The organism is Butyrivibrio sp. NC3005, assembly GCF_000424545.1.
In the GTDB taxonomy this organism is placed as follows: Bacteria; Bacillota; Clostridia; order Lachnospirales; family Lachnospiraceae; genus Butyrivibrio.
Window position 1 is genome coordinate 1 of record NZ_AUKC01000067.1, and the last position, 13,351, is coordinate 13,351.

At 34.9% G+C, this 13,351-nt stretch carries 13 protein-coding genes; 12 read left to right on the forward strand and 1 reads right to left on the reverse strand.

Annotated features, from left to right (window positions below; genetic code table 11):
- The first annotated feature begins 386 nt into the window (after positions 1 to 386).
- The 5 genes from G634_RS0114050 to G634_RS0114070 all read left to right on the forward strand — a co-directional run bounded on the left by G634_RS0114050 (position 387) and on the right by G634_RS0114070 (position 7,237).
- Entirely contained in the window at positions 387 to 758 is a 372-nt protein-coding gene (locus G634_RS0114050) for a DUF2304 domain-containing protein (protein WP_026505811.1), read from the forward strand.
- A gap of 43 nt (positions 759 to 801) precedes the next feature.
- Entirely contained in the window at positions 802 to 2,709 is a 1,908-nt protein-coding gene (locus G634_RS0114055; RefSeq protein ID WP_026505812.1) for a DUF2142 domain-containing protein, read from the forward strand.
- Between the two features lie 11 nt (positions 2,710 to 2,720).
- The gene (locus G634_RS0114060; RefSeq protein ID WP_155830601.1) at positions 2,721 to 4,499 is read left to right on the forward strand and encodes a hypothetical protein; all 1,779 of its coding nucleotides are present in this window, start codon (positions 2,721 to 2,723) and stop codon (positions 4,497 to 4,499) included.
- A 56-nt stretch (positions 4,500 to 4,555) separates the two neighbouring features.
- Positions 4,556 to 6,256, forward strand: a complete 1,701-nt coding sequence (locus G634_RS0114065; protein ID WP_026505814.1) for a glutamine--tRNA ligase/YqeY domain fusion protein — start codon at positions 4,556 to 4,558, stop codon at positions 6,254 to 6,256.
- 108 nt (positions 6,257 to 6,364) lie between these two features.
- Positions 6,365 to 7,237 carry a DUF2225 domain-containing protein gene (locus tag G634_RS0114070; RefSeq protein ID WP_026505815.1) on the forward strand — a complete coding sequence of 291 codons (873 nt, stop codon included), beginning with the start codon at positions 6,365 to 6,367 and terminating at the stop codon, positions 7,235 to 7,237.
- A 50-nt stretch (positions 7,238 to 7,287) separates the two neighbouring features.
- Here G634_RS0114070 and G634_RS0114075 read toward each other — a convergent pair whose 3' ends face one another.
- Entirely contained in the window at positions 7,288 to 7,602 is a 315-nt protein-coding gene (locus tag G634_RS0114075) for a hypothetical protein (protein ID WP_026505816.1), read from the reverse strand.
- Positions 7,603 to 7,816: 214 nt separating this feature from the next.
- On the opposite strand from G634_RS0114075, the gene G634_RS19395 reads away from it, so the two are divergent.
- The 7 genes from G634_RS19395 to G634_RS0114110 all read left to right on the forward strand — a co-directional run.
- Positions 7,817 to 8,416, forward strand: a complete 600-nt coding sequence (locus tag G634_RS19395; RefSeq protein WP_051234047.1) for a TetR/AcrR family transcriptional regulator — start codon at positions 7,817 to 7,819, stop codon at positions 8,414 to 8,416.
- 176 nt (positions 8,417 to 8,592) lie between these two features.
- A complete protein-coding gene (locus G634_RS0114085; RefSeq protein WP_026505817.1) occupies positions 8,593 to 9,084 on the forward strand; it encodes a flagellar protein FlaG in 492 nt (163 codons plus the stop codon).
- A gap of 87 nt (positions 9,085 to 9,171) precedes the next feature.
- Entirely contained in the window at positions 9,172 to 10,683 is a 1,512-nt protein-coding gene (fliD, locus tag G634_RS0114090; protein ID WP_026505818.1) for a flagellar filament capping protein FliD, read from the forward strand.
- Between the two features lie 21 nt (positions 10,684 to 10,704).
- Positions 10,705 to 11,118, forward strand: a complete 414-nt coding sequence (gene fliS / locus G634_RS0114095) for a flagellar export chaperone FliS (protein ID WP_242826822.1) — start codon at positions 10,705 to 10,707, stop codon at positions 11,116 to 11,118.
- A gap of 129 nt (positions 11,119 to 11,247) precedes the next feature.
- Positions 11,248 to 11,751 (forward strand): hypothetical protein, encoded by a 504-nt coding sequence (locus G634_RS0114100; RefSeq protein ID WP_026505820.1) that lies wholly within the window; start codon positions 11,248 to 11,250, stop codon positions 11,749 to 11,751.
- 244 nt (positions 11,752 to 11,995) lie between these two features.
- Positions 11,996 to 12,814 (forward strand): flagellin N-terminal helical domain-containing protein, encoded by an 819-nt coding sequence (locus G634_RS0114105; protein ID WP_026505821.1) that lies wholly within the window; start codon positions 11,996 to 11,998, stop codon positions 12,812 to 12,814.
- A gap of 256 nt (positions 12,815 to 13,070) precedes the next feature.
- Positions 13,071 to 13,351 (forward strand): flagellin N-terminal helical domain-containing protein (locus G634_RS0114110; protein ID WP_026505822.1); only part of this gene is annotated, 281 nt, incomplete at its 3' end.

The following is a 13,351-nucleotide window of genomic DNA, read 5'->3' on the forward strand; positions in this document are numbered from 1 at the left end:
AATCCTGCTTCGCAGGACAAAATTTCTCTTGACGACAAATTTTGGTCTGGTACGGTTATTGTTATGAATACTTAGTAGATTAGTTTTGCTGGCTTGTAATATTTCATGAGCAGAACTGTTTATAAACGTTGGTCTGGGGTTTAAAGGCATAAATAATGCCTTTAAATCTGCCTACGGCAGACGACATAATTTAAAAGTGTTTAAATTATGCCGCATTTACTTATGCGCTGTTTTTTAGCGCATTACGTACCACTACGTTTATAATCAAGCGAAAGCGTGTCTGCGACGAAATATACAAACAGTAAAACGGACTATATAAAAACAATAACCTATAGATTTTTGTTAATGATTTTTTTGCGCGGATAGCAATTGGAAAGGATTATAAAATGATGCTTGGAAGTACACTTAGAGTAACACTTATAGTTGTGCTTATTATCTATTTTGCGATTATACTCAAACTATTAAAAGATAAATCTTTATCATTAAAATATACTCTTGTGTGGATTTTTAGCGGAATCTGCATGTTTATTCTGGTTTTGTTTCCAGGCTTACTTCTTCATATGCTCAGAATGCTTGGGATTCAGGGGTATATGAATGGATTTTTCCTGTTTTGTATAGGATTTATTATGATGATTTTAATGTCAATAACATCTATTGTATCAAGACAGAATCAAAAAATCAGGAGACTTACTCAGGAAAATGCGCTGCTTGAAAAGAGGATAAGAGAATTAGAAGATAAAGTTAATGCTTACAGATAAGTGAATGTAAGAACATTAAAAGATTGGAGTTTGCAGCAATAATATGAAGAAGAATAAAAGTTTTATATTATTTTCCTGTATCGTTTTTTTTATGGTTTTGTTCTGGTTTTGCGAGCTTAGAAATATCAGAATAAATCATATGCAGATAGTTGAAAGTCAAAGTCAGAAGGTTTTTACAGCAAAATACGAGGATATTCGCGAAATTGCATTAGTATATGATGGAAAAGAAAATCCTGTACAAGGAGATACAGTAGATATCAATATCTATGATGATTCAGGCAAAAAGATATGGAATTACAAGTTATCTTCAGACAAAATCGGTGAAAATGGGATTACCCACAAGGAAGATATAACCAAATACAAGGAAAAACTGAAATTGTCCAAAGGAAAGACTTATTCATTTGAATGTCTTTCAGAAGGTAGCAAGGCAAGTCATATAACGCTGATTCTCGGCGGAGATGCTATATCAATACTTGGTTATTATTTTTTTGTTTGTGTGTTAATATTAGTATTTGTGGCTTTTTTTGTACATATAACAGTAAAAAAAACAAAAAGTTTCTATGCATTTTTTGCGATAATGATGGTTTTGCTAGGTATCCTCTATAACGTTACCATTAAACCATTGTGCGTACCTGATGAGATTTTCCATATGTCAAGATCTTATCTGTTAGGAAATTATGTTCTTCATACTAGTGAGCAAACAGGAAATTTTGAAGTTCCGTTTTATCAAAGCGGCGTAAGACGTATGGACGGACTTGTTACAATAGAGGATTTGTATCATTTCTATACCGACTATGACTATGGAAATGTAGAAGAAAACACTACAACGCAGAAATATTTATCCAGCGCATTTCCAATGCCGTTTTATGCTTTTTTGCCAAGCTTTTTAGGTATGACACTGGCAAGAGTAATGCATTTGCCATATCAGTTTGTCATTTGTTTTGGAAGATTAAGTAATATACTATTTTTGGCGCTTATGGCAATTCTTGCTATGAGAATATGTCCTAAACTGAAAAATACAATAGCAGCAATATGTCTTCTTCCGTCTGTTGTATGGCTTTGTTGTTCATACTCTTATGATGTATGGAATATCTCATTCTGCCTCTTGTTTGTTGCTTACTGCTTCTATATAAGAGAAAAAGAAAGCGGAATGAAACTAAAAGATATTATAATATTACTGATGATATTGGTAGCGTTTGCACCTATAAAGTATGTATATGTCATATTGGTATTAACAGTATTGGTGATTCCATTTTCTCAGTGGAAGGATAAAAGACTTTTCTGGGGGAGTATTATTTCCGGAGTACTTCTTTTTGCTGTTATGATTATTGCAAGAGGAAGAGAAGTATTGAATTATCTGACAACCCAAAATGTTGATTATAGAAGTGTAAACGGAGAAGTTACAACTTATACAATAGGATATGTAGCACATAACTTTTTAGATACAGTTTTTGTATTTTTTAAAACGTTTTATCAAAATGCATCAGCATATCTTGAACGTTCTATAAGCGGAGAATTTTACAATGTTTATGTTCCGTCTTATTTGATGTTTGCTGTATTTGCAATATTCATGCTTGTAATGGTTACTACGCTTTATGAAAACAATGCATCTGATGAGAATGAATTTGTTATAAACAAGAAGATGCGCATCTTTTCAGTCATAATGATTATGATGGGAAATTTTGTTTTGTATTTTGCCTTTTTGTTTCTTTTTACTTCAGTAAATCAGTATGATATAGGAACAATAGCAGGACTTCATGGAAGGTATTTTATTCCTTTTTATATCTTTTTGCCATTTGCATTAGGTTCCAAAAAGGTATCACTTAAGGTTAATTCATTTTTAAAGGAAAGAACAAGCCTGTCAGGTAATACGCTTCTTATCTATGGACTTGTCGTGATGAACGTACTTATTATCTTCTTTAAGTTTGTTGGAATAGCAATGGAAGGATGAAAATTGGATTGATGAAAAAGATAAAAAACAATTTCAGAAAAATTCTCGTCTTTTGCTTCATTGCTATATTTCTTCTATTAGGATGGAGAATCTTTTTAAAGGATAGAGCAAAAGGATATAGAGAAATATCAATAGAAGATGGGACGGGGACTTTTACAGCTACTATTCCATCGATTAATACTATAGTAGTAAATAATAATGATTTAAAGATAAGCCAAGAATTGGAGGATGATGGTGCATCTGTTTATTTGTACATAATGGGTACAGATGGAAATGTACTTTTGGAAAGTGGTATGGATAATTTAAAAATCCATACAAACGGCTTTACCTATGTACCTAACAGCTCATTTTCTAATCTTCCATTTGCACTTGAAGAGGGAAAAAGCTATAAGATAACTTATACAGCTTTTTTGCAGGACGGAACTAAAGTTGACCATTTATCATTTCTTTTATATGGTGACAGCTATGATATAAACAGGATAAGCTTTGCTCTTGTTTTGATGCTGATAATATCACTTGGAATAGCAATTTTTGGCGGATTAAAGAAAAGCGTTTATTTCAAAACAGTTTTTGTATTGGAAGCTGTGATTTTTCTGTTTCTAATGCCCAAATTGCAAACAAATTTAGAAACAGAAAGTTTTTCGAAAGCATATGCAACATCAAGTGTGATTCTTTCAAAAGAGTATAAAGGAAATGATGGTCATGTGCTGATTGATGAAAGCGGAATACGTAATAACGGATACATGTCATATGATGTTCCCATATGCAGGTTTTGGAAAGATCGAAACTTTGGTCAGGTTAGTAAAGATAATCAGCAGTCACACAGTGAAATAAAAGAAAGTACAGTTTATACAATAACAGGAAATAAGTGGATTAGCGATGTGTTCCAAATTCCATCAGTTTTGGCAGTAAGCCTAATGCGAATTTTGAAAATGCCGTATCAAATGATTTTTGCTTGCGGATGGATTGTTAACTTTCTAATGTTTTTCATATTTTTGAGCATTATTCTAAAGAAATATGAAAATAATGTGGAGATAGTGGACTTCGTAAAAGTATTTGCACTTCTTCCATCTGTTATTATTTCAGCATTTTCTTTTTCAGGAAGAGGATTATTAATAATAACCTGCCTATGGATATGTTTAAAAACTTATAAAACTGCCGATGATAATAAGAGAAGAATTCTTATAGCTGTTAATGTTTTTATAGTACTCATTAGAAGTATCTATATTGGAAATGCATTTACTTTCAATGCGCAGAATTTTCCGCAAAAGATAGATGTATTTCTCCATGATATTGTTTTATATGATGGAAATGAAAGAGATAATCTTATTTTTATCATGTATGTAATGCTGCTATGTGCAGTAGTAAGTTTTATCAGAATAAGTAAAAGCTTCGCAATTCGTGATACAAACGGCAATAGGCAGCAGTTAACATCAAGGGTGATAACAAAAATCATCTCATTCGTTATTTTATCAGTTATGGTAATAGTATTTGAAGGTAGCCTCGTATCCGGAGTTAGTTTAATACCGGTACTATTTGCCTCGTTTGCGCTTGCAGCATATAATAGCAAGGGTTTATGCTTTATTAACCAAGGGCATAAGGAAAAAAATATTTTAGCAATAAAAAATAATCCAAATATTAGTGATAAAAATAGTAAAGGAAAGCATCAAAATACAGATTTAAGGAATAGAGGTTTAAGTTATAATAATGAGGTTTTTTCTAATAAAATCCTGATATTAGCGGCAGCAATGTCAATTTTAATTGCGGCAGATGGTTTGTATTGTTTATAATTTGAAAAGGTGCTACACTTTTAAAAGCATATTAAGAAAAGGTAAGGATAATAGATATGGCAGAAATAGTGAACAATTCCATAGAAGAAAAAGACAACACTCCTTCAAGAAACTTTATTGAGCAGGAGATTGATAAAGATTTAAGAGAGGGAGTTTATGATCACGTTCATACAAGATTTCCTCCGGAACCTAACGGATTCCTTCATATTGGTCATGCAAAAAGTATTATTTTAAATTCTGGACTTGCTGATGAATACAACGGCAAGTTTAATCTTCGTTTTGATGATACTAATCCTACAAAAGAGCGTTCAGAGTTCATGGATGCTATTTTGCGAGATGTAAAGTGGCTTGGTGCTGACTTTGAAGATAGACTTTTCCATGCATCAGATTATTTTGATGACATGTATGAAAAAGCAGTTTTCCTTATTAAAAAAGGAAAAGCTTATGTGTCTGAACTTACAGCTGAGCAAATGCGTGAATATAGAGGTACTCTTACAGAACCTGGAAAAGATGATCCAAATCGTGATAGAAGTGTAGAAGAGAACTTAAGACTCTTTGAAGAAATGAAGAGTGGAAGAGTTGAAGATGGAAAAATGACACTTCGTGCCAAGATTGATATGTCTTCTCCTAATATCAACATGCGTGATCCTATTATTTATAGAGTTGCACATATGACACATGCAAGAACAGGTGATAAGTGGTGCATCTATCCAATGTATGACTTTGCTCATCCAATTGAAGATGCTATGGAGGGAATTACACATTCTATCTGTACGCTTGAATTTGAAGATCACAGACCGCTTTATGACTGGGTTGTTAAAGAGTGTGAATTTGCTAATCCACCTCGTCAGATTGAGTTTGCAAAGATGTATCTTACAAATGTAGTAACAGGTAAACGTTATATTAAAAAGCTCGTTGAAGATGGCGTAGTTGATGGATGGGATGATCCACGCCTTGTTACAATTGCAGCACTTCGTCGCCGCGGTTATACACCAGAGTCAATTCGCATGTTTGTTAATCTGCTTGGTATTTCAAAAGCAAATTCCTCTGCAGAAATGGCAGAGCTTGAATACTGCATAAGAGAAGACTTGAAGCCTAAGGCAAAGAGAATGATGGCTGTTCTTAATCCTGTGAAACTTATAATAGACAACTATGAAGAAGGAAAAACAGAAAAAGTAACAGTTGAGAATAACAAAGAAAATCCGGAACTTGGAACAAGAGAAGTAACATTTGGACGTGAGCTTTATATAGAAGCAGAAGATTTCATGGAGAACCCTCCAAAGAAATATTTCCGTATGTTCCCTGGCAATGAAGTTCGCCTTATGAATGCTTACTATGTTACATGTACAGGTTGTGACAAGGATGAAAATGGCAATATTACAGCAATTCATTGCACATATGACCCTGAAACAAGAGGCGGCGATAGTCCAGATGGACGTAAGGTAAAAGGAACTATTCACTGGGTAGCTGCAGCAGATGCAAAGACAGTAGAAGTTCGCCTGTATGAGAATCTTACAGATGAAGAAAAGGGCGTTTACAACGAAGATGGAAGTCTCAACCTTAACCCTAATTCTGAGACAGTATTAAAGGATGCAAAGGTTGAAGCACAGCTTGCTGAGGCTAAAGTTGGTGACAGATTCCAGTTCGTTAGAAACGGATTTTTCTGTGTAGACAGCAAGGACTCAAAGGAAGGAAATCCGGTATTTAACCGAATTGTTTCACTTAAGAGTTCATTTAAACTTCCAGCTGCAAAGTGAAATAAAAAATATTTTTTTATTATTAAATGTTGAAGAAGATTAACCGAATATATGGATATAAGAGTTAACTTCACATATTTTGTGTTTTGATTAGAAAAGGAGATAAGGATGTCTATTTTTTCTGGACTTGAGAAATTCGGACTTGGCAATTTGAAGGACGAAAAAGTTTTCGATGACAAGGCGGTAAAGGAAACAGTTACAAAAAAGGAGGCGGTAAAAGTTGCACCGACTCCATTCGATGAGAGGGATGTTCTCTTCGAGAAAAGCTGCACTTGTCCGGTCTGCGATAATAAGTTTAATACGCTTACAGTACGCGCAGGAAAAGTACACGTAAAGGCAGTAGAGACGGATCTTAGACCAGTGTATGAACAAGTCGACATGATCAAATATGATGTTGTAGCATGTCCTAAATGTGGATATGCTGCACTTGCACGTTATTTTGACTCTATATTAAAGCGTCAGAAAGAAGAAGTTGCAGCTAAAATCAGTTCCAATTTTAAGCCTATAGATAAGAAATATGAGATATATACGTATGATGACGCGCTTGATCGCTATCAGCTTGCTCTTGCAAATGCTATAGTAAAGAATGCCAAAGCGTCAGAAAAGGCATATTTGTGTCTTCGATATGCGTGGCTTATAAGAGGAATACTGCAGGATGAAAATATGATGGCAAAGCCAGAATATACTCCTGAAAAGAAAGCCCAGCTTAAAGAAGAGGAAAAGGAACTTCTAAAGAATGCTCAGGATGGATTTGTTCAGGCAAAGCAGTCAGAAGATTTTCCAATAGCTGGAATGAATGAAATAACACTTGATTATCTTATTGCTGCCTTATATGTTGAGAATGAAGAATATGATAAGGCAGGAAAGATTATCAGTTCAATTCTGACATCAAGATCAGCCACATCCAGAATTAAGGATAAGGCACGAGATTTGAAAGATCTTATTCAGGAAAAGAAAGGTGTTGACGAAGAAGACGATTAAGCAAAAAGAGCTTCTCTTTTGAGAAGCTCTTTTTTAAAAAAAATAAATAATTAATCTTCTTTCTTTTCGTCATTAAAGAATTCTTCAGTCTTTGCAGATTCACCAGCTACGTTTGATGAATCATGAGAATCTGCGCTTTTTTCTTCATCGCTCTTACGATCAAGATTTACATATCCGCGACGAGCACGTACAGAAGATTCCTCATCTGTATCAAAATCATCGAAATCATCGAAATCGTCATCTTCCAATTCATCATCAAATTCAGAATTCTTTTTGTTAAAGTAGTAATATACACCTGCAGCAGAGCAAAGAGCAGCTGCACAGAATAATACGAATTTACCAAAGCCATGGTTAGATTTAGACATATCTTCCACCTTCCTATGCTATATGCATTAAAAACATTTGGGAAATAAAACCCACCGTTTAATTGTAATACATTTTTTAAATATCGAAAAGATAAAATGACATGAAAGTAACACATTTTAGAAAGATTTTAGTATAATTGATATGATAAACGCATTAATAGTCAGAAAAGATATTAGTGTAACAGGTTAGTTGATAAGTTGGGAGGGTGAGGTTGTGAATGAAAAGTTTTTTGATTTAAAAAAAGAAAGGCAAAATCGAATAATTAACGCCTCATTACAGGTTTTTGCAAAATATGGTTATGAACATGCAAGTACAGATGAAATAGTCAAAGTTGCGGAAGTTAGTAAAGGGTTGTTATTCCATTATTTTATTAATAAAAAGGGGCTATATCTTTTTTTGATAGATTACAGTTATCGTTTCATGGAACTTGAGATTAAGTCGGAAGTTCATGAAAACGAAAGTGATTTTTTTGCATTACAGCTCGGAATATTAAAAGGCGAGACCAGCATAATGAGAAAATATCCGTATATGAAGCTGTTCATGGAACAGATATTGGAAGAAAAAGATATTGAAGATGAGATGCTTACTCAGACTATTGAAAAGTATAAGACTCTTTATCGAAATATGTTGGAGAATGTTGTTTATTCAGGAATAAAGGATGGAGTTAATCTTATGAAGGTAGCAGATATGATATCCTATACAGGTATGGGTGTTATGAAGAAACTTATCATAGAGGATTGTTTAGATCCGGATAATTATGCAAGACAGATGGGTGGATATCTAATCATGATTTCCAAACTTATAAGAGAATAATGAAAGTATTATAAATATTTTATAAAAAGCCGTATTTACAGTATTAATTTATTGTAAATATGGCTTTTTTTCTTTTGAAAAAGCTAAAGCATTATCTGCATGGTACCGATAAAACTAGTAGAAACAGAGCAAAGTAGGTTTAATCAGACCCCAAAATGCCATGGAGGTGATTTAGAATGGCAATCGATATTACACAGAGCCTGAATGTCATGCAAAGTCAGCAGCTAGGGCTTCAGAAAGTTCGAGTAGAAGAATCGCAACATTATGGCAGACTAGCACCGGATTCTGCTGGCAATGAAGACCAGCTTGCTCAGGAAATCCAGACAATAAAACAGGCAACACAGACACCATCGTCAACGCAGGAAAATGTCTTTTCTGATAGAGATGAAGCACAGGAAGATGCTATTGAGCAGTCAGTTCAAGTATCGGAAGAACAAAACAAAAAGAATAATAAAAAGATTCATGATGCGATTCTTGAAATGAATAAAAGGCTGAATGCTAATACTGAGGCTGTATTTGGAATTCATGAAAAAACCGATCGTGTGACAATTAAAATTGTTGATAAAGACTCGAAGAAAGTAATAAAGGAATTTCCACCAGAAAAGACACTTGATTTGATTGCAAAGGTGTGGGAGATTGCAGGAATTGCAGTGGATGAAAAAAAATAAAAAAGTTCTAGGGGAAAAGTACAAAAATGGTCAGGGACGACCGATATAGTTATTGCGCAAAGGGATTTGCGAGAAAAGAGGTAAGGCATGGCAAACAGAATAACTGGATTAAACTCCGGTCTTGATACAGAAAGTCTTATTACCGCGTTAACTCAAAAGTATCAGGACAAGGTTGATAAAACTAAAGGAAATCAAAAGAAACTACAGTGGAAACGTGATGAATGGAAAACTCTTAATTCAAAAGTAACAAAGTTTTTTAATTCCACATTGTCACCACTTCGCTTTTCAGATGCATTTAATAAAAAAGTAACAAAGGCTTCTAATAGCAGTGCTGTTTCAATTGTTTCAAGCTCTGTTGCAATGAATACAACACAGACTATGAAAGTTGATGAACTTGCAAAGAGTGCGTATCTTACAGGTGGCCAGGTAACAGGCGGAAATGACGCAGGTGCAACACTTGCAAGCCTTGGAATAGCAGATGGAACGCTTAAGTTTAAGATGGGTGGAAATGATGCTGACACAATTGAAATTAATGTTACTTCTGATATGACATTAAGAGATGTTGCATCCAAGATTAGTTCAACAGCATCTACAAGCGGCAAGAATATCAGTGCCAACTATGATGCAACACAACAGCGTTTCTACATTGGAGCAAAAGAAGAAGGAAAAGACGCCTCATTCGAACTGGATACAGCAGGAAGTTCATCAGCACTTGTAAGTGCACTTGGACTTGACAGCGGCAATTATATACGCGGCGAAGATGCACAGATTACATTAAATGGAGTGCAGTATACTTCCAAGAATAATGTCTTCTCAGTAAATGGTCTTACTATAACAGCTAAAGAGAAGACAGATGACACCTTTACTATATCAACGACCAATGATACAAGCGGAATCTACGATATGGTGAAGAATTTCTTCAAAGAATACAATGCTTTAGTTAATGAGTTTGATAAGCTTTATAATTCTGATTCTGCTAAGAAATACAACATGCTCACAGATGACATGAAGAAGCAGATGTCAGAAGATGATGTTAAAGATTGGGAAAAGAAAATTAAAGACGGTCTGTTCAGTAAAGATGAAACACTTTATACTCTCAAATCGGCAATGAGAGAAGTTATGAACGGCAGTTATAAAATTACAAATAAAGACGGAATAGAAAAAGAATTATCACTTTCAAGCTTTGGAATCAATACACTAAGCTATTACAAAGCTACTGAGAATGAAAGAAATTCTTTCCATATAAATGGTGACAAAGATGATGCAGCAGTTAGTTCTGAAGATGATATGCTTGCAGCAATGATAGCATCAGATCCGGATATGGTAACAGATTTCTTTACCAACCTGTCACAGGATTTGTATGGCAAGATGAATAAGCTTATGGCTGGTACAAAGTATAGAAGTGCATATACAATTTACGAAGATAAGCTTATGGCTTCACAGTATAGCGATTACAATACCCAGATTTCCAATGCTGAGAAAGCTCTCACTGCCAAGCAGGATTTCTATTATGATAAGTTTGCCAGAATGGAAAAACTTATGGCTAAGTTGAATTCCACATCATCTTCACTTTCAGGATTCTTTGGCGGCGGAACCTAATTGTAATATGGAGGATATTCTATGTCATCTATGAATGCGGCGTATGCCAAGGCAATGGCTCAGTATGGAAATAGTTCTAAGAATAAAGTCTTAGCAGCCCAACCAGCGGATTTGACTCTGATGCTCTATGATGGAGCAATTAAATTTACCGAACTTGCAATCATGGCAGTAGATGAGAAAAACGTTCCAGATGCGAATACTAATATACAAAAGGTTGAGAAAATCATAACGTATCTCAGAGAAACTTTAGATTTAAAATATCAGGTTTCGCAGGATTTTGAGAACATGTATGTATATCTGTATCAAAGACTTGTTGAGGCTAATATAAAGAAAGATACAGAGATATTGAAAGAAGTCAAAGAACACCTGATTTCGATTAGAGATACATGGAAACAGGTGATGATAAAGAATGGACTTCATCCAAAAAACAATTAAATCTACAAGGATGTAGTACTTGAAGTTAAAGTAAGTAAGCAGCGGATGCTAAATAGTGTCCGTTGCTTATTTTTTGCAAAGAATATTTGAAAAATGGAACTATTAATATCAGCATTGAAGGGAGTAAGCATGGGAAAAGTGGTAAAAACTGAATCGTATCTTGAAATGATGAAAGACAGTCTGGACAAAAAAATAGAACTGTTAAAGCAGATTCAGGAGAAAAATAAAGAGCAGTATAACATATTGTCAGTTCAGCTTAAAGATAATGAGGTAGATCAGGAGGCGTTTGACAAAATAGTAGAAGAAAAATCAGAGATAGCAGATGAGCTTGATGTGCTTAATGATGGATTTACCTCTTTGTTTGACAATTTAAAAAACGAAATAAATGATAACAAAGAAAGGTATAAAGATCAGATAATTCATATGCAGGGGCAGATTAGAGACATAATGGATCTTACAAATACAATTGAACTTCAGGAACATGCCAATAAAGAGCTTGCTGATACCTTCTTTTCCAATGAAAGGAAGAAGCTAAAAGGAGTAAGAAACAGCAGTAGAGCTTCTATGAATTACTACCAGAATATGAATCGCTCAAAAGTAGAAGAATCTATGTTTATGGACGAAAAGCAATAGAATTTATATGAATTTTTTTGAAAAAAGAATATCATCAATAAAAAAATTCATATAAAAAGGTTATGATTTTCTTAAAGTCACCGATACATAAAGTGTAAATAATTAGTAAATAGTTACTGCTAGCAGAGTAACACATTAACAGTAACAAAATAAACCGCCTTGGAAAGGATTCCGCAAAAGGCATGTTACAGTAAAGGAAAAACGGTAGCACGGATGCGAAGCCCACTCAAGGAGGAAAAGAATTATGGTAGTACAACACAATATTACGGCTATGAATGCCCAAAGACAGCTCGGAATTACAACTGGAAACCAGGCTAAGTCCAGTGAGAAACTTTCATCAGGTTATAAGATTAACAGAGCAGCTGATGACGCAGCAGGACTTGCTATTTCCGAGAAAATGAGAAGACAGATTAGAGGTCTTACCCAGGCATCTTCCAATGCACAAGATGGTATTTCAACAGTTCAGACAGCTGAAGGAGCTCTTGCAGAAGTTACAGATATGCTTCAGAGAATGAATGAGCTTGCAGTTAAGGCTGCCAACGATACTCTGACAAGTACAGACCGCGGCTATATTCAGCAGGAAATTAGTGCATTGAAATCTGAGATTGATCGTACAGCATCTACAACTGAGTTCAATAATCAGTTCCTTCTCAATGGATCGTTCACAAATAAGAACCTCCAGGTTGGTTCTGAAAATATAGCAGACAGTAACATTAACATCTCTATCGTTGCTATGACAGCTTCAAGTATCGGTATTGCATCACTTGTTGTTACAAGTTCAAGCTCAGCAAGATCAGCTATTGATACAGTAAAGACAGCTCTTGCATCAGTATCTAAACAGCGTTCAGACCTTGGTGCTATTCAGAATAGACTTGAGCATACAATCAAGAACCTCGATAACGTTGCTGAGAATACACAGTCTGCTGAATCACTTATCCGTGATACAGACATGGCAGCTGAAATGGTTAGATATTCTAACAACAATATTCTTGCACAGGCAGGTCAGTCGATGCTTGCACAGGCTAACCAGAGTAAACAGGGTGTTCTTTCACTTCTTCAGTAATTTAAAACTCATAACAGAGTTTATTTTAAAGAGCCGCGTAAGCGGCTCTTTTTACGTGATATTCTCTTATTAAAATATCAGAAAAATAAGTGAAAATCAAAAAAATATTTTTTTATGATAAAAGGGTTAAGTTTTCGAAAGTGCCTCCGATATATAGAGTGTAAAACAACAGAGCATTGCACAGCTGCCAGCAGGCATGTAATGCTAACAAACGAGTGGTAAGGATGCCGCCGTTAAATTCAAGGAGGAAACCAATATGGTAGTACAACACAATATCACAGCAATGAACGCACAGAGACAGCTCGGAATTACAACTGGAAATCAGGCAAAGTCAAGTGAAAAGCTTTCATCCGGTTATAAAGTAAACAGAGCAGCTGATGACGCAGCAGGTCTTTCCATTTCTGAAAAAATGAGAAGACAGATCAGAGGTCTCAATCAGGCGTCTGCTAACGCACAGGACGGTATTTCTGTAGTACAGACAGCTGAAGGTGCTTTGAACGAAGTTACAGATATGCTTCAGAGAATGAATGAGCTTGC